Raw genomic sequence first — 17,276 nt, forward strand, 5'->3', positions numbered from 1 at the left:
CTCCCCCTATCGCACCCGGTCTGATTTTCGCTCTCCGTATGGCGTGTCGCGCACAGAGTGGCGTTAACTGATCCGCGGCCTCTCGCGTCCGATCGACGCGTCCAGGGGTCATGGGGAGAAGGGGGCAGGCTTCGTGCAGAGGGGTGCGAGGGCGAGCAGGGCAGTCATGTCCGACGATCACATGAGACGCCGGGGGATGCCCGGCGCCTGGTCAGTGGAGGGCGCCGCGGTCGTGGAAGACAGGCGAGTGGCCGGCACCGAGGAGGATCCCAGAGCGGCGGAGCTGCGCCGGGCCGTCGCCCGGCTGCGGCGCGAACTCGCCGCCCACCCGGCCGACTTGCCGGACCGGGCCATAGCGGATGACGAGCTTGCCGCGCTGGACGCCATGGCGTGCGAGGGAGTGCCCGAGGTGCCCCGGCTGCGCCGCGCCCTGCTGCTCATCGCGGGCGCGCTCGGCTCGGTGAGCGCACTGGCGCCGGCGCTGAGGGGGGTGCGTGCGGCGATCGACCTGTTCGGCGATGTGCCGCAGGCAGGGGGGAGGGACTGAGGGGCGGGGCTTGAGTGGGCGCCGCCGGTACGGCTCGATACGGCACCGGCGGCGCGCCCGTACCGCCGCCGTCAGGCGGAGCCCGCGCTGGCGAGTGCGGTGGACAACTCGGCCGCGACCTCCTTGAGGATCGGCACGATGTCCCGTGTGGCCTCGTCCGTCACCCGCCCGGCCGGGCCCGAGATCGAGATGGCGGCCGCCGTGGGCGAGTCGGGCACGGACACGGCGAGGCAGCGCACGCCCATCTCCTGCTCGTTGTCATCTACCGCGTAGCCCAGCTCACGCACTTGCCGCAGCGCCTCCAGGAAGGCGTCCGGCGAGGTGATCGTCTTCTGGGTGGCGGCCGGCATACCGGTCCGGGCCAGCAGCGCGCGCACCTCGTCGGCGGGCGTGTCCGCGAGCAGCGCCTTGCCGACGCCGGTCGTATGCGGCAGCACCCGCCGCCCGACCTCGGTGAACATCCGCATCGAGTGGCGCGAGGGCACCTGTGCGACGTACACCACCTCGTCGCCGTCCAGCAGCGCCATGTTCGCGGTCTCGCCGGTCGCCTCCACCAGCCGCGCCAGATAAGGCCGGGCCCAGGTGCCCAGCAGCCGGGAGGCGCTTTCGCCGAGCCGGATCAGCCGGGGGCCCAGCGCGTAGCGGCGGTTCGGCTGCTGGCGTACATAGCCGCAGGCGACCAAGGTGCGCATCAGGCGGTGGATGGTGGGCAGCGGAAGCCCGCTGCTGCCGGAGAGCTCGCTCAGCCCGACCTCGCCCCCGGCGTCGGCCATCCGCTCGAGCAGATCGAAGGCGCGCTCGAGGGACTGGACGCCGCCGGAGTTGGCAGCGGCGGTCTTGGGCTCGGCGGACGGCACGTCGACGGTTCCTTTCGCGGCAGGTGAAACCGGCCCCCGTATGGCTGATTCGCCCCGGCCGACCGGCCAACGGGCAGCCTACCCGCCCCCGGCCGACCAAGTTCTGCGCTCCGAAAATCGCCTTCCATTCTATGGACGGCCGTCTTGTGCCGGGGGCGCGGCCGGTGGGGTCTTGACCCGGCGGGCGGCTCGGTGAACACTCCTGGAACAGAAAAGTGTTTCCGCTTTGCGGAAAAATCGTGCTGATCTGAAGAGTCTGCCCAAGGCTGAACCGAAGAGTCTGCCGAGAAGAGTCTGCTGAGAAACGGAGGGCGCGGGTGTCAGACGCGGATCCGGACCTGGACCTGGTGTTGCGCTCGACCCGCGTGGTGACCCCGGAGGGGATGCGCGCGGCATCGGTCGCCGTCTCCATGGCCGACGGAACGATCTCGGCCGTCCTGCCATACGACGCGGCCGTCCCGCCCGGGGCCCGCCTGGAGGACTTCGGGGACGACGTCCTGCTCCCCGGCCTCGTCGACACCCACGTCCATGTCAACGACCCGGGCCGCACCGAATGGGAGGGGTTCGCGTCCGCCACCCGCGCCGCCGCGGCCGGCGGCATCACCACCCTCGTCGACATGCCGCTCAACAGCATCCCGCCGACCACCACCGTCCGCGCGCTGGAGATCAAGCGGGCCGTCGCCCGCGCCGCCGCCCATGTCGACATCGCCTTCTGGGGCGGCGCCGTCCCCGGCAACCTGCGCGACCTGAGGCCGCTGCACGACGCCGGAGTCCTCGGCTTCAAATGCTTTCTGCTCCACTCCGGCGTGGACGAGTTCCCCCAGCTGGCCCCCGCCGAACTCGACGCGGCGCTCGGCGAGATCGCGGGCTTCGGCGGCCTGCTCATCGTCCACGCCGAGGACCCCCAGCTGATCGACCGGGCCCCCAGCCCCAGCGGCCCGCGCTACGCCGACTTCCTCGCCTCACGCCCGCGCGAGGCCGAGAACCGGGCCATCGCGGGACTGATCGAGCTCGCGCGGAAGCACGCCGCCCGCGTGCACATCCTCCATCTGTCGTCCGCCGAAGCGCTCCCCCTGATCACCGCCGCCCGGAGCGAGGGCATTGAGATCACGGTCGAGACCTGCCCGCACTTCCTCACCCTGAGCGCCGAGGAAGTCCCCGACGGCGCCACCGAGTTCAAGTGCTGCCCGCCCATCCGCGAGGCCGCCAACCAGGACGCGCTGTGGCAGGGCCTGGCCGACGGCACCATCGACTGCGTCGTCTCCGACCACTCGCCGTGCACCGCGGACCTCAAGGTCGGCGACTTCGGGCAGGCCTGGGGCGGCATCGCCTCCCTCCAGCTCGGCCTCCCCGCGGTGTGGACCGAGGCGCGGCGGCGCGGCCGTACGCTCCCGGATCTCGCGCGCTGGATGTCCACGGCCCCCGCCGCACTGGTCGGCCTCAAGCACAAGGGGGCCATCGAGCCCGGCCGCGACGCCGACTTCGCGGTCCTCGCGCCCGAGGAGACCTTCACCGTCGACCCGGCCGCGCTCCACCACCGCAATCAGGTGACCGCCTACGCCGGGAAGACCTTGTACGGCGTCGTGCGGTCCACCTGGCTGCGCGGCCGGAAGATCGCCGACCACGGCACCCCGACCAGCCCCACCGCACTCACCACTGACCCCACCGACCCCACTGGACCCACCAAATCCCCCACACCCCATGGCCGACTCCTGGAAAGGCAGCACCGCACATGACCGCGCCGATCCCCCGCTTCACCGGCGACGCGAGCCCGTACGGCGGCGGCGACCCGTACGCCGACTACCGCACCGCGGACCTCCCCTTCACCCATCTCGCGGACCTGGCCGACCGGCGGCTCGGCGGTAGCGTCATCGCGGCCAACGACGAGTTCTTCGCCGAACGCGAGAACCTGCTGCGGCCCGAGGCCCCGCACTTCGACCCCGAGGACTTCGGCCACAAGGGCAAGGTCATGGACGGCTGGGAGACCCGCCGGCGGCGCGGCGCCTCGGCCGAGCAGCCGCACCCCGCCGACGACGACCACGACTGGGCCCTGATCCGCCTCGGCGCGCCCGGCGTCATCCACGGCATCGTCGTCGACACCGCCCACTTCCGCGGCAACTACCCGCAGTCGGTCAGCGTCGAGGCGACATCGCTGGACGGCTCCCCATCCCCCGAGGAACTGCTCGCCGACGAGGTGGAGTGGACGGAGCTCGTCCCCCGCACCCCGGTGGGCGGCCACGCGGCCAACGGCTTCGCGGTCGCGGTGGCGCGCCGCTTCACCCACCTCAGGCTCAAGCAGCACCCCGACGGCGGAATCGCCCGCCTGCGCGTGCACGGCGAGGTCGCCCCCGACCCCGGCTGGCTCACCGCCCTCGGCACCTTCGACCTGGCCGCCCTGGAGAACGGCGGCGCGGCCGAGGATGCCTCCGACCGCTTCTACTCCCCGCCCGCCAACACCATCCAGCCCGGCCGCTCCCGCAAAATGGACGAGGGCTGGGAGACCCGCCGCCGCCGCGACCAGGGCCATGACTGGGTCCGCTACCGGCTCACCGAACAGGCCCGGATCCGGGCCGTCGAGATCGACACCGGCTGCTACAAGGGCAACGCGCCGGGCTGGGCCACGCTGTACGTCCTCGACGCCACCTCCGGCGCCGACCCGGCCGACCACGCGGCCCCCGGCTGGACCGAACTCCTGCCCCGCACCCGCCTCCAGCCCGACACCATCCACCGTTTTCTGCTCGACGCGGCCCCACCCGCCACCCACGTCCGCATCGACATCTTCCCGGACGGCGGCGTCGCCCGCCTGCGGCTGCACGGCACGCTCACGGAGGCGGGCGCGAGCCGGCTCGCGGCGCGCCATACGGAGCTGGGCGGGGGCTGACCGGGGCTCAGATGGGGTGATGGGGCGGGCACTTGAGGCCCGGGGGCGTTGTCGTACCTCCCCTATAAGGTGCCTGGCATGGAAGCCGTGGCCCTGGAACAGACCCTGCGCGATCACATCGACGATCTCGCCGCGTGGCGTGTCTACGGTGACCGGCTCGTGGAGCAGGGCGATGCCCGGGGCACGCTGATCCAACTGGAACAGCGCCGCGCGCGTACCCGCCCCGCCGATCGCGAGCCCCTGGCGCGCGAGATCGCCGCGCTCGTGGACGAGCACCAGCAGAGCTGGGACGCGGCGCTGCCGCCGGGGGTGACCGTCGTGGCGCGCCGGTACGGCTTCGCCACGACGGTCGCCGTCGAATGGTCCGACGACGCGCCCGGACTGATCGAGCAGGCCCTGCGGGAGCGCTTCGTGACCGCGCTGCGGATCACACCGCCCGCCGAGGCGGACGAGGACGACTGCGACGACTGGGACTACGACGAGGAGGAAGACGAGCTGACGCCGCCGCCCATCGAGGCCGGGGCTCTCGCGTCGCTCGACCTCAGCCGGCTCGTCGCGCTCGACCTCTCGTACCTCCGTATCGGCGACCCCGGCGCCAAGGCGCTCGCGGCGGCGACCGGGACGGGGCGGATCCGGGCGCTCGACCTGCGGTACTGCGGCGTCGGCGACACCGGGCTCGCCGCCCTCGCGGCCTCCCCGGGCCTCGGCGAACTGCGCCGTCTGCACCTCCAGAGCAACGGGCTCACCGCCGAGGGCGTGCGCTCGCTGCGGCGCTTCGTACACCTCACCGAACTCGACCTCCGCTACAACCCGATCGGCGCGGAGGGGGCGGACGCCCTGCTCGCGGCGCCCTTCATCGGCTCGCTCACACGGCTCCTGCTGTACCGCGCCGATGTCTCCGACGCGGGTGCGCAGAAGCTGGCGCTCGCCCCCGAGCTTCCGTCCGTGCTGCGCAGCTTTTGGAGGAGTGTGTGAGCGCCGAGCTCCGCGACCGTTTCTTCGCCCTGTCGACCGGCCAGGCCCCCGCCGACGATGTCGCCCGCTATCTCGCCGAGGTCGACGCGGTCGACACCGAGCCCGCCGCGACGCTCGACGGGCTCGGGATCTCCTGGCACCCGACGGTGCGGCACAAGGCGGTGCGCTTCGTCGACGCCGAGCGCATCGACGCCGATGTGCGCGAGCTGTTCGCCCGGCCCAGCGACGAGGCCCCGTACCTGGCCGCTGTCTTCGTCGACCCGCGCGAACTGTCGTTCCGTACCTTCGAGAACATCGTGCCGCTCGACCGTCTGCTCGCGGACACCCCGCTGGAGCTCACGCGGAGCGCGGAGCTCGCGGAGGGCGCGTACTCGTTCTCGCTGCGGCTCCCCGCCGACGCCCGCGGCCACCTCGAGCGCCTTGACGCGCTCAACCTCTACGTACCGCCGCTCAACGCCGGCTCACGCGGCGGCGAGCGCTTCATCTTCCACTCCGCGCTGCTCGCCGAAGCCCTCACCCAGGCGATGGCCAAGGCGCTGCCGCAGCCGCTGCGCGACGGCTTCTCGCATGTGAACCCGGTCTTCCGGTGCAACCGCTTCGAACCCGGGGACGCCAACTTCCACCGCCACCGCGACACCCCGTACTACGACGCCGAGCGCCACCACGTCTCCCGCTACACCCTCCTGCTCTACCTCACCGGCGGCTCGGCCACGCCCGCCCTCGATCTCACCGGCGGAGTGGCGCTCGCTGAGATCGAGCCCTTCACCTGCGTCATCTTCGACCAGCGGTACGAACACGAGGGCGCGCCCTACGACGACGGCCGCAAGGTCTTCCTGCGCAGCGAACTCATCTTCACCTTCACCGAGCCCGAGGTCACCCACGATCCCGAGATCGGCGCGCTGTTCAGCAAGGCCTGCTACTGGACCGGCGAAAGCGTCTTCGCCCCCGAACTCGCCCGCCACGCCGACGCCTACTACAACCAGGTAGCCGCCGCGCACTGGAGCGGCCTCACCCCCGGCGCCGACCGCGAGCCCTTCGTCCACAAGCAGTTCCGCGGTGTGCATTTCGTGGCGAACGGCTATGACTTCTGGTTCGCCAAGAGCGACAAGCTCTCACTCGCCGAGTGCGCCGCGATCACCCTGCTCGACTACTTCAACTGCAAACTCGGCGACACCTCCTTCCGCGCCCTGTGCGAATCGGAGGTGATCGAGACCGATGAAGCCGACGCCGACGCCGCTGCCTGGATCCCCGGCTTCCTTCAGGACAAGCGCGGCGATTCCGCCGTCCCGCCGATCGACAAGTCCCTCCTCTTCCCCGAACCGGAAGAAGCCAACAACGAGTGCTGCCCGTTCCACAGCTGGGCGGCCTTCGACGCCACGCGCAGCGAAGACGTCCTCGAGCTGTACACACAAGCTCAGACCTTCGCGAAGGCGCACATCATGCCGGCGCCCATCGTGATGCTCGGCGAAAATGTGCTCCTCGACCCTGACAAGTTCGTGATCCAGGGCAACGCCATCCATGTCCTCGGCAAAGAGTCACTGACCCCAGTGAACTTCGCCGCCTGCTGGAACGCCGGTGGCCTCCCGGGGAACTACATCGACATCGCGGCCACCGTCGACACGGCACACTTCCTCGTCCCGCCGATCCTCTTCACCGAGTCCGACGACTGCTATCACCTGCGGTTCGACTTCTTCCGCAACTCCTGGATGGTGAAGCACCAGCAGGTCACCATCCCGGTTCCGATGGTCCACGACGGGGTGTGCGACGACGGCGATCCCTACCCGTGGAGGTACGCGGTCGACGAAGTCCCGCTATTCACCGACGACGCCGACCGGGGGAAGGCGGACCTGTGGTGGGTGGACAACCCGGCGGTGGAGGACGAGATGCGCGGGGCGTTCGACTGACGCAACCTACAGGTAGCGGAGCCGTATACCCGGCCCGAGTTGATCGGTGCCCGTGACGACCTGGGTCCCGCCTACCTCGACGGTGAGGCGGGGGGCCGCCGGGCGGCCTGCCAGTGAGGACAGGTCCAGCGGGCCGGGATACGGGCCGTGGCACATGCCGAAGAACACCGAGGTGAGCGAGGAGATCGCGTGCAGGGGGCTGAGGTCGGCGGGAAGGACGCAGTCGTAAAAGCCCAGCTTCTTCACACCGAGACCGGCGGCCGGCAGGGCGCGAAGCCGCTCGGTCAGATCGAATCCAGCCAGACGTAATTGCCTGACGCCGGCGATCACGGCCGAGTCCGTCATTCCTCGCAGCCTCCCCGTGCCGTCCAGTGAAAGGTAGTCGAGTTGCGGTAGACGGTCGAGGAATCCCAGATGAGGATCGGCCGGAAGGTTTCCCAGCGCGAGGTGGTCCAGCGACTGCGGTAGTGGGATCTCGGTCAGCGGGGGCAGAGCCGACCAGTAGTTGAGATGCAGGTACCGAAGGCGGGTGAGCCCGCCCAACGCTTCGGCGTTCCTCAAGGAGCCGCTTCCGTTGAGCGTGAGACATTCCAGCTCTGGATGGTCGGCCAGTGGGCTGAGATCGTTCTCGTCCACGAGCCGAGGGATGGACAGCGAGATGAACCGGGGAAGTTCCTTCAATGCGGCAAGCCCGGAAGTGAACGGAAAGTTGATCCCTATCCTCCGCGCTGACCGCAGTCGCGTGGCCGCGCCCCACTGGCTGGGGTGGGAGAGCTGCAGAGAGATGTCATCCAGTGCAAGCTTGGCCAGCACGCGCCGGGCGTACTCATCGGGGTCGAAGTACTGCCAGGCTTGGACGAGTTCCCGATGGACGTCGATGCGCCCGTCCTCGGCGTAGCCATTGAGCAAGTCCAGCGCGGCCCCTCCGCCGATAAGCGCCGCGGTGCGCACCGCCGCGCTCGCCGCAGCCTCCGTCAGGCCGTCGAGCGAGCGCGGCAGCCTGCCCAGCACGGGATCCCCCACCGCAGCCAGCGACTCAGCGTCGCTGCGGCGCCGGGGCGGCACCAGCACGCCCAGATTCACGTCCAGCCGTTCGTCCAGCCCGACGGGCACCGACTCCATCGTCTCCAGGCAGGACGCCGCCAACAGCCGTAGCCCCCGCGCATGACGGCGCTCCGCCTCCGCGCGGTCGAGGATGCCGGTGATCAGCTCCTCCCGCTGGCCGCGGTTGGCGTGCCCGGCGGCCATGATGATGGTCTCGCGCCAGGTGTCCAGATGGGCCCGCTCGATCAGATTGCCGACGCGGTCCTCCTCCGCCGCTTCCTCGGCGGCCAGGTACTCCTGGAAGCTGCGGTGCAGGAAATCGATGCGGTCGTCGGCAGGGGCGCGGAGCACTCCCGAACGCGTCACCAGATGCTCCAGAGCCTGCCCGCCCTCAACCTCCAGATGGCGCATCGACCTCAGCTTGGCCGCCACGTGGTCGAGCGCTTTCTCGCGGGCGATCTCGCTGCGGTTGTTGTCCGACAGCCGCCAGGCCAGATCGCGCAGCAGGCACAGCTTGTCGGTGAGGCTCAGCCGTACGTCCAGGGCGCTGGGTACCCCGCGCTCCGCGTCACGGCGCTGCACCAGCAGCTCCAGGGCGATCCGGTACAGCTCCATGCGGTTTCGCGGCAGTCGGCTGCGCCGCCCCAGGTGGAGCGCGCACAGCAGGGCGGCCAGCAGTGGGTTCGCGGCGAGCGCGAGCAGATGGGGGCGGTCCTGGAGGCTGGCCACGAGCGCCCGTTCGTAGTGCGGCAGCTCTTCCGGCGCGCAGGGCGCCTCGCCGGAGTGCAGCTGTACGGCCTGATGCCACTGCTGGACGAAGGCGCGCAGGTCGGCGGGGGTCATCCGTTCAAGACCGACCGGGGCGAAGCCCTCCGACCGCAGCCAGTCGCCGCTCGCGGCGGTCGGCCGGGTCGTCACCACGGCGCGGGTGTCCGGGTAGGCGCTGAGCAGCAGCCGGAGCCAGTCGCGAACCTTGCGCCGTTCGCTCGCGACGAGTTCGTCAAGCCCGTCGACGAGGAGCAGGACCCGGCCCGCCTGGAACTGGCGGTCGACCCACGCGGCGGGCATGTGGCCGGTCAGCGGCCCGGCGGTGACGTCCAGCAGCTGTTCCAGGCGCGGCAGCTCGCGCGTCGCGTAGTGGCGGAGCTTGACGAGGACGGGGACCAGGCCGTTCCAGTCGGCCAGATCGCCGCCGAAGGAGCCCCGCGCCGCGGTGACGGCCAGCCAGTTGAGCAGCGTCGTCTTGCCGGAGCCCGCTTCCCCGCGCAACAGCACGCGCGGCGACTGTTTGAGCGCCGCCTCGACCCGTACGCTCGCCGACGACTCCTGCTCGGCCGTGTCCCATGCGCCGATGCCGGTCCGTAACCGGTCGGCGGACCCATGGCCGGTCCGCCGGGCCGACCGCCCCTCGTCCGTGCTGACCCGCAGACTGATGTAGGCGACGGACAGCTTGGTGCGCGGAGCCTGCCCCGCCGTGAAGCTGAACAGCTCCACCTCGTCCATGGTGCGGCTGATGAACTCCAGATACTCGTGACGGAAGGCGGCGTCCTGATCCGCGCCCTGCGGCGCGTACAGCGACCTGACGGGCAGCCGCTCCAGCACCCGGCTCAGCTCCGAGCCGAGCTCGCCGACCCGCCCCAGCAGCTCGGTGACGCCGCGTTCGGTGAAGACCGGGAGGCGGCGCAGGGTCTGTACGTAGCAGTCGCAGCACTCGGCCAGCAGCAGCTCGTAGAAGCGCGTCTCGACCTCGTCGAGGCCGGTCGGCGGGGGAGCGGCGGTACGGACGCGCCGGGCGAGCTCGGCGGGGTTGGCATCGGATCCGAGGATCGCGGCGTCGGACAGGTCCGCGCGGGCGAAGGCCGCCGTCACGGCGTCGAGTGCCGCCTGCCGTCCGCCCTCGTCCAGGCCGCGGAACTCATGCCCGCAGATCGGCTCGAGCCGCGCCGCGACCGCATCCGCGATCTGCTCGAACTGCCGCTCCACGCCCCGCTGGGCCCGCAGCCCCGGTATCCGCCGCCGGATCAGCGCGGACATGTCCATCCGGCTCTCCTGCTCGCGCGTACGCGGGTCGAGCCACATCCGGACGGCGCGCGTCGCCAGTGTCCGCCCCAGGTTGATCGCCGCGACCTCAGCGCTCACGCCACTCCGCCCCTTCGAGGTGATCGTCGAGTACCAGGATTCCCACGTACCAGGATTCCCCTGAGGGGTGGCGCGCGTCACATCGACCTCATGTCACGTTCGGCCGGGCTGCTCGCATCCCGTGGTCGTCATCAGCAAATGAGGGAGGACGGAACGATGAGCGCACACCGTGTGGTGGTTCTGGGGGCGGGGTACGCGGGGATGGCCGCGGCGGTTCAGCTCGGGGCTCGGGTCAAGGGGCGCGAGGATGTGCGGGTGACCGTGGTGAACGCGCAGGAGCGGTTCACCGAGCGGCTGCGGCTGCACATGACGGCGACCGGGCAGCAGCTCGCCGAGCTGAGCGTCCCGGAGTCGCTGGAGGGGACGGGGGCGGAGTTTGTACGGGGCTGGGTGACGGCGATCGACGCCGACGCGAAGACGGTGCGGGTCGATGACGACCGGGTTCTGGAGTACGACACGCTGGTGTACGGGCTGGGCGGTGTGGCGGACACCTCGGCGGTACCGGGCGTCGAGGACTACGCGTACACCCTGAACAGCGCGCAGGACGCCGAGGTGTTGGCCGACCGGCTGGCGCGGCTCGGCAGCGGGACGGTGGTGGTCGGGGGCAGCGGGCTGACCGGGGTCGAGTCGGCCGCGGAGATCGCGGAGCGGCATCCGGAGTTGGATGTGGTGCTGGTGGGCCGGTCCGAGCCCGGTGCGGCCATGAACCCCAAGGCCAGGGCGTATCTGCAGGCCGCACTTCAGCGCCTGGGTGTCGAGGTGCGCAGCGGGGTCGAGGTGGCGAAGGTGCTGCCCGGCACGGTCGAGTTGGCGGGCGGGGAGAGCGTCGCCGCCGATGTGGTGCTGTGGACGAGTGGTACGCGGGTGTCGCCGCTGGCGGCTGCCGCCGGGCTGACCGTCGACGAGCGCGGCCGGGTCGTCACGGACACCGCGCTGCGGTCGGTGTCGCACCCCGAGGTGTACGCCGTGGGTGACGCGGCGGCGATCCGTCAGGGCTATGGCGTGATGCACGGGACTTGCCAAGGGGGCATGCCGACCGGTGTGCACGCGGCGGTGTCGATCGTCCGTGAGCTGAAGGGCAAGCAGCCCAAGCCGTTCCGCTTCGGCTACTACCACACGCCGGTGAGCCTGGGCCGAAACGACGCTGTTGTGCAGTTCACGCACCCCGACGACAGCCCCCGGCGGATATTTCTGACCGGCCGCTTCGCGGCCAGGTATAAGGAGACGGTGACTGCTTCGCCGTGGCCGACGTATGGCCGTATGAAGAAGATGCCCGCTTCGGGTGCGTTCTGGCCGCACGGTGGCCGCTTCACCCGGATCCGGGTGGCGCGGTGAGCCACCCTTTCCCGGACACCTCCCCGGACCCGTCCCTGGAACCGTCGCTGGGTCCCTTCGTGGGCCCCGACCAGCAGGTGTTCAATGAGCATCGCAGGCTGCTGTTCTCCGTGGGCTACCGCATCCTCGGTGTCGCGGCGGATGCCGAGGATGCGGTCCAGGACGCCTGGATCAAGTGGTCGGCCGCCGACCGTTCGCAGGTCGCCGACCCCAAGGCGTATCTGACGCGGATCGTGTCGAATGTCGCGCTGGCGCGGCTGCGTTCCACCCAGCACAAGCGTGAGACGTATGTGGGACCGTGGCTTCCGGAGCCGATCCTCACCATCGGCGACACTGCCGAGACGATCGCGGACGCCGAGTCGGTGTCGATGGCCATGCTGGTGGTGCTGGAGACGCTGAGCCCGCTGGAGCGCGCGGTGTTCGTGCTGAAGGAGGTCTTCGACTTCAGCCATGCCGAGATCGCGGAGGCGGTGGAGCGCTCCGAAGCCGCGGTGCGGCAGGCCGCGCATCGCGCTCGTGAGCATGTACGGGCCAGGCGGCCGCGCTTCACCGCGGACCGGGGGCGGCAGCGCGAGGTCACCGAGCGGTTCCTCGCGGCGGCGACCGGGGGTGACGTCAACGCCCTGATGGAGTTGCTGTCCCCGGACGTCACCCTGTGGACCGACGGCGGCGGCAAGGTCCGCCAGGCCATGCGTCCGGTCGTGGGCGCCGCCACGGTGGCCGCCTGGTTCGCCGCCATCGGCTCGGTCACCTACCAGGGCATCGAGCCCGCCGATATGAAGGTCGAACTCGTCGAGGTCAACGGCGGGCCGGGCGTGGTGTTCAGCGGGCCGGGGCGCGTGATCGCCACCGTCACCTTCGATTTCGACTCCGACGGCCGCGTCACCGCCATCCACAACGTGGCCAACCCCGACAAGCTCCGGGCCGTCGCCACCGGCACCGCCCATGACGTCGGGACCCATTGAGCCCGTGAGCCTGTGAGCCGTGTACGAGGTCACCCCGTCGGCTCGGGGACCCCGATCGGGTTGGGGAAGCGGAGGGCGGAGCCGCAGGCGGTCGCGAGCGGGGTCAGCAGTCCGACCAGGTCCGCCGTCTCGTCGGGGCCGAGCGTCTGCCAGGGGCGCTCGGCTGCCCGGTCCGTCGCCGCCTCCGCCGTACGCAGCGTCTCGCGTCCGGCGTCCGTCGCGGAGCCGTCCGGGGCGAGCAGGCCGCGTTCGAGCAGGCGGTGTTCGGCGGCCTGCCACTGCAGATCGGTCCAGCCGCGCACGGGCTGGAGTTCGGCGCGGGGGAGGTCCACCGCGGCGCGGAGCGCGAGCGTTTCGCAGCCGTCGAGGCCGGCGGCGACGAGGGCCGCGACATGGCCGTCGCCGCGGTGTTCGCGGAGCACGGTGGTGGCGTGCCAGAGGCGTTCGAGGGGGGCGTCGGGGAAGTCGAGCGAGCCGTTCGCGGCGGCCAGTACGCGCCCGGCGCCGTCCAGGTCCGCGGCGCGCTGGGCCAGGGCCTCGGCGGCCCGCTCCACCTCGCGTTCGCGCCCGGCGAGCAGCCGGGCCAGCGAGGCCGCGGCGCCGGCCCGGCGCAGCTCCAGGGCGCGCTCGGGGGTGACCAGGGCCCAGATGGCGGGGAGGGCGCGGGCCACCATGGGCGGGGCGAAGCTGAAGAAGGCGGCCACGACGGGCTCCGGCCCGACCGGGCCGAGGGGCGCCGCGCGGCCCGCGAAGTAGCCGCGCCAGAAGCCGCGGAGGCCCGCGTCCTCGTACGCGGCCAGCGCCTCCGGCGCGAAGTACGTGACCGCGTGGATCGGCTCGAACAGGGTCCACATCGTGCGGGCCGTCGCCGCCGGGGTGGATTCCACGGTGGTGCTCCCTTCGGGGTCGGGGCGGGTCATCACAGGCCGTGCTCCCCCATCGGCGGGAAGCGCCGGGTTCGCGCGTCTGGGTCGGATGGGTCAGATCTCCGGCTTGGGTTCCGGTTCCGGTTCCGGCTCCGGTGTCGGTTCCGGATCCGGCTCGCGGACGATCGCGAGGATCGTCAGTGCGGTCCGCGCCAGTTCCTCGTCCCCGCGCACCGTGGCCCGGCGCCGCGCCTCCCGCGGCGTGATCCCGCGTGTGGCCAGCCGCCACAGCGTGTCCGCGGCGAGTTCGATCTCGGCGGTCGCCGGGGTGGTGGGGTGGTCGTCCGGGGTGGCGGGGGTGCGGAGCGCCCAGCGGTCGTCCTCGCGTACCGCCGTCCACGCCCCGCCGGCCGGGCCGGGCACCAGGACCCGTACCACCGCGCCGGCGTGGGCCGGGTGGGCGCGCAGGGTGTGCGGGAGGGCGCGCAGAAAGGCGTCGAGCACCGGGTGCAGCAGTTCGGGGCCGGTGGCGCCCGGCCGGTCCACGGCGTCGCGGATCTGCTGCTGGTGGACCCAGAACTCGGTGTACTCGCGGGCGGTGTCCAGCCAGTTCGGGGCGGGCGCCCCGGGGGCCGCCCAGGACACGTCGAGGCCGGCGGGCGCGGTGGGGTCGAGGCCCGCCCAGAAGTCGTCGAGCCGCGGGCCGAGCGTGGCCAGCAGCTCGGTCAGCACGCGCGGGCTGAGCTGCCGGGATGCGCGGACGAAGTCCTCGTTCGTCCGCGTGATGAACCGCGGCAGCGTCTCGCCGGGGCCGAACGGCGGCCCCCGGTGCCCGTCGCGGCCGCCGGACAGCCTGCGGAGGTGATCGTGGAGGAGGTGGGCCACCACGTCGTGCACATCCCACCCGGGGCAGACGGTGGGGCGCCGCCAGTCGGCCGGGTCCAGGGCGGTCAGCAGATCGAGCAGGGCGCGGCGGTCGCGGGGGAAGAGGGGGCGTACGTCCAGGGGCGGCCCCAGCCGTGCCCAGTCCATGCCTGTGCCTGCGCCTGTCTCCATGATCGGGATTATTGTGCCGTCGGCCTGTGACCGCTATCGCGTTTTTCCGGTGGAACCCAGGGCTTCGGGTCGAACGTTGAGCAGGCGTTCCCCTGTCCCTTTGCGGTATTTCCGCCAGGTCCGTACCGAGGAGTCCTGCTGTGACCCTGCGCCAAGAGATCGTCGGCAACGCCATGCAGATGGCGGTCTGCAGCCTCCAGCCCGGCCAGACCGTCTACTGCGAGGCCGGAAAGTTCCTGTTCAAGACGGCAAACGTGACGATGGAGACCCGGCTGTCCGGGCCCGGGTCGGGCGGCGGCCAGGCCGCCGGGGGCAACGGCGGCGGTGGCGGCGGCGGGGGGATGGGCGGCGGGGGGATGGGCGGCATGCTGCGCCAGGCCATGGGCACCGCGATGCAGGTGGGCCAGCGGGCGCTGGCGGGGGAGTCGCTTGCCTTTCAGTACTTCACCTCGACCGGCGGCGAGGGCACCGTCGGCTTCGCGGGTGTGCTGCCCGGGGAGATGCGCGCGCTGGAGCTGGACGGCGGCCGTGCCTGGTTCGCGGAGAAGGATGCCTTCGTGGCCGCTGAGTCGACTGTCGAATTCGGCATCGCCTTCCAGGGCGGCAGGACGGGCCGCAGCGGCGGCGAGGGGTTCATCCTGGAGAGGTTCACCGGGCGCGGCACGGTGATCATCTGCGGTGCGGGCAATTTCATCGACCTCAACCCCGCCGACTTCGGCGGCCGGATCGAGGTCGACACGGGCTGCATCGTGGCCTTCGAGGAGGGCATCCAGTACGGCGTCCAGCGCATCGGCGGGCTCAACCGCCAGGGCTTGATGAACGCCGTGTTCGGCGGCGAGGGCCTGTCCCTGGCCACGCTGGAGGGTGATGGCCGGGTGATCCTGCAGTCGCTGACCATGGAGGGCTTGGCAAACGCGCTGAAGAAGGCCCAGGGCGGCGACAAGCAGGGTCCGACGGGCGGGCTGTTCTCCACCCACGCGGGGTGACAGCTGCCGCGGGGTGACAGGACGGCCTGTGGACGGCCGGGCTATTTCGCTCCGGCCAGGTAGAACAGCAGGAAGAGGAACGCGGCGATGAAGTGGACGCCGACGAGGTAGATGAAGACGCGGATGGTGAGTCCCATCGGCGCCCGGTCCTCCTCCCGCACGGGCCCGCCGCGCGGCGCCGCCCCGTGCGCCGACCCGTCGCCGCCGGTCGTCGCGCCGCCGGTCGTTGCGCCGCCGGCCGTCGTGTGGTCCAGGGTGTTGTCGGAGTCCGTCATGGTGCCTGGTGTCTCCCTCCGCGGACGGCGTCGCCGAGACACAGGTCGGCCGTGCCGCTCTGCAGCAGCGTGTGGACGAACAGCAGATCCGTGCCGCCGGGTGAGGCGGCGGCTATGCGGTGCGGGGTCAGTGAGTCGAAGTGGGCCGCGTCGCCGACGCCGAGCACATGGACGGTCTCGCCGAGCGTCAGCCGCAGCCGCCCCTGGGTGACGTACAGCCACTCCTCGCCCGGATGGACCCGCACCAGGTCCTCCTGCGGGCCGGTCCCCGCCGGTACGTGCACCCGCAGCGCCTGCATGGCCCGGCCGGGGCTGCCGGTCCGCCAGTACGTCCAGCCGCCCGCCTCCCAGGCCGCCGTGTGGTCGGCCCGCAGGATCGGGTCCCGCTCCGGCGACACCTCGCCGAGGAGGTCGGATACCGTGGTGCCGTAGGTACGGGCCAAGGCCAGCAGCATGGGGAGCGATGGCTGGCGCCGGGCGGTCTCCAGGCGGGACAGATGCGCGGGTGAGAGCCCGGCCAGCCGGGCGGCGGCTTCGAGCGTCAGGCCGCTGCGCCGCCGCAGGTCGCGCAGGCGCGGGGCGACGGAGGGCAGCTCGGCGGGGGGCCCGTCGGCGGGCCCCTCGGGGGACGAGGTCATGTCTCCGGTATAGCCAGCATTCGCCTCTCGGGCAAAAAATTTGCCTATGAGGCAAGCGAGCCGTCGAGCCGCCGGGCCCGAGGTGGCGCCGCCGGGCCCGAGGTGGCGTGGGCGTTACGTCTTCATTACTTCTCCCGGCGCTTCGCGCGGGTCTTGTGAACTCCTGGGGAACTCCCTTCATTTGGCATTGACATGTCAGGGTCTACGCGCGTCATGCTGTGAGGCATGAGAATCCCCCCACGGATCGCCCGCATCGGTGTGCTCGGCGCCCTCGCGTCGAGCCTTCTCATCGGCGGCCCGGCCGTCGTCTCCGCCACGGCCGCCCCAGCCGCCCCGGTCGCGCCCCAGGCCGCCTCGTCGGTCCTCCAGATCACGGCCGTCGGCGATATCTGCTACTCCGACCTGCCGTCACAGGCCCATGACACGCTCGACCTGATCGCGTCCGGCGGCCCCTTCCCGTACCCGCAGGACGGGACCGTCTTCCAGAACCGGGAGGGCATCCTTCCGTCCCAGTCCAGCGGCTACTACCACGAGTACACCGTCAAGACCCCCGGCTCCGACACCCGCGGTGCCCGCCGCATCGTGACCGGGAAGAAGACGGACGAGGACTACTACACGGCCGACCACTACGCGTCGTTCGACCTGGTCGACCACAGCTGCTGACCGCCGAAAACCGCCACCCCCCGCACCGCGGGCGGGGGGGGGGGGGCGGGCGCGCGCCCGCCCCGGGGTAACCCCCCCAGGGCGGGGGGGGGGGCGGGGGGGCGCCGGGGCCCCACGCGGTGGGGGGGTGGGGTTGTTGTTGGGG

Annotated in this window: 15 protein-coding genes; 9 read left to right on the forward strand and 6 right to left on the reverse strand. The window is 71.7% G+C overall.

What is annotated here, in order from left to right; translation table 11 throughout:
* Positions 1-196 precede the first annotated feature (196 nt).
* Complete coding sequence (locus ACFV2X_RS34280; protein ID WP_385624278.1) at positions 197-547, forward strand: DUF5955 family protein; 351 nt, start codon at positions 197-199, stop codon at positions 545-547.
* A gap of 71 nt (positions 548-618) precedes the next feature.
* Here ACFV2X_RS34280 and ACFV2X_RS34285 read toward each other — a convergent pair whose 3' ends face one another.
* A complete protein-coding gene (locus ACFV2X_RS34285; RefSeq protein ID WP_385624168.1) occupies positions 619-1,404 on the reverse strand; it encodes an IclR family transcriptional regulator in 786 nt (261 codons plus the stop codon).
* Positions 1,405-1,787: 383 nt separating this feature from the next.
* Here ACFV2X_RS34285 and allB point away from each other — a divergent pair, with 383 nt between their 5' ends.
* From allB to ACFV2X_RS34305, 4 genes are all read left to right on the forward strand, one after another.
* Positions 1,788-3,140 carry an allantoinase AllB gene (allB, locus tag ACFV2X_RS34290; RefSeq protein WP_385624281.1) on the forward strand — a complete coding sequence of 451 codons (1,353 nt, stop codon included), beginning with the start codon at positions 1,788-1,790 and terminating at the stop codon, positions 3,138-3,140.
* Positions 3,137-4,285 carry an allantoicase gene (gene alc, locus ACFV2X_RS34295; RefSeq protein WP_385624170.1) on the forward strand — a complete coding sequence of 383 codons (1,149 nt, stop codon included), beginning with the start codon at positions 3,137-3,139 and terminating at the stop codon, positions 4,283-4,285. Before allB ends, alc begins: the two co-directional genes overlap by 4 nt.
* Positions 4,286-4,363: 78 nt before the next feature.
* Positions 4,364-5,260 (forward strand): hypothetical protein, encoded by an 897-nt coding sequence (locus ACFV2X_RS34300; protein ID WP_385624173.1) that lies wholly within the window; start codon positions 4,364-4,366, stop codon positions 5,258-5,260.
* Positions 5,257-7,164: a hypothetical protein gene (locus tag ACFV2X_RS34305; RefSeq protein WP_385624175.1), complete on the forward strand. Its 1,908-nt coding sequence runs from the start codon at positions 5,257-5,259 to the stop codon at positions 7,162-7,164. The genes ACFV2X_RS34300 and ACFV2X_RS34305 overlap by 4 nt, the downstream gene beginning before the upstream one ends.
* 6 nt (positions 7,165-7,170) lie before the next feature.
* Here ACFV2X_RS34305 and ACFV2X_RS34310 read toward each other — a convergent pair whose 3' ends face one another.
* Positions 7,171-10,347, reverse strand: coding sequence for an NACHT domain-containing protein (locus ACFV2X_RS34310; RefSeq protein WP_385624177.1), 3,177 nt, complete (start codon positions 10,345-10,347; stop codon positions 7,171-7,173).
* A 156-nt stretch (positions 10,348-10,503) separates the two neighbouring features.
* On the opposite strand from ACFV2X_RS34310, the gene ACFV2X_RS34315 reads away from it, so the two are divergent.
* The gene (locus ACFV2X_RS34315) at positions 10,504-11,682 is read left to right on the forward strand and encodes an NAD(P)/FAD-dependent oxidoreductase (RefSeq protein ID WP_385624179.1); all 1,179 of its coding nucleotides are present in this window, start codon (positions 10,504-10,506) and stop codon (positions 11,680-11,682) included.
* A gap of 47 nt (positions 11,683-11,729) precedes the next feature.
* Positions 11,730-12,647: an RNA polymerase sigma-70 factor gene (locus ACFV2X_RS34320; protein WP_385624284.1), complete on the forward strand. Its 918-nt coding sequence runs from the start codon at positions 11,730-11,732 to the stop codon at positions 12,645-12,647.
* A gap of 29 nt (positions 12,648-12,676) precedes the next feature.
* Here the strand turns inward: ACFV2X_RS34320 and ACFV2X_RS34325 are convergent, their stop codons facing one another.
* Positions 12,677-13,567, reverse strand: a complete 891-nt coding sequence (locus ACFV2X_RS34325) for a hypothetical protein (RefSeq protein WP_385624182.1) — start codon at positions 13,565-13,567, stop codon at positions 12,677-12,679.
* A gap of 60 nt (positions 13,568-13,627) precedes the next feature.
* Positions 13,628-14,569 carry a maleylpyruvate isomerase family mycothiol-dependent enzyme gene (locus ACFV2X_RS34330; protein ID WP_385624184.1) on the reverse strand — a complete coding sequence of 314 codons (942 nt, stop codon included), beginning with the start codon at positions 14,567-14,569 and terminating at the stop codon, positions 13,628-13,630.
* Positions 14,570-14,709: 140 nt separating this feature from the next.
* Between ACFV2X_RS34330 and ACFV2X_RS34335 the strand changes: the two genes are divergently transcribed.
* The gene (locus ACFV2X_RS34335) at positions 14,710-15,555 is read left to right on the forward strand and encodes an AIM24 family protein (RefSeq protein ID WP_385624186.1); all 846 of its coding nucleotides are present in this window, start codon (positions 14,710-14,712) and stop codon (positions 15,553-15,555) included.
* A gap of 41 nt (positions 15,556-15,596) precedes the next feature.
* Here the strand turns inward: ACFV2X_RS34335 and ACFV2X_RS34340 are convergent, their stop codons facing one another.
* Positions 15,597-15,830 (reverse strand): DUF6126 family protein, encoded by a 234-nt coding sequence (locus ACFV2X_RS34340; RefSeq protein WP_385624189.1) that lies wholly within the window; start codon positions 15,828-15,830, stop codon positions 15,597-15,599.
* Positions 15,827-16,468, reverse strand: a complete 642-nt coding sequence (locus ACFV2X_RS34345) for a helix-turn-helix domain-containing protein (RefSeq protein ID WP_385624192.1) — start codon at positions 16,466-16,468, stop codon at positions 15,827-15,829. Before ACFV2X_RS34345 ends, ACFV2X_RS34340 begins: the two co-directional genes overlap by 4 nt.
* Before the next feature lie 225 nt (positions 16,469-16,693).
* On the opposite strand from ACFV2X_RS34345, the gene ACFV2X_RS34350 reads away from it, so the two are divergent.
* Positions 16,694-17,131, forward strand: a complete 438-nt coding sequence (locus tag ACFV2X_RS34350; protein WP_385624195.1) for a ribonuclease — start codon at positions 16,694-16,696, stop codon at positions 17,129-17,131.
* Positions 17,132-17,276: the final 145 nt, after the last annotated feature.

It is taken from the genome of Streptomyces sp. NPDC059679 (assembly GCF_042734105.1).
In the GTDB taxonomy this organism is placed as follows: Bacteria; Actinomycetota; Actinomycetes; order Streptomycetales; family Streptomycetaceae; genus Streptomyces.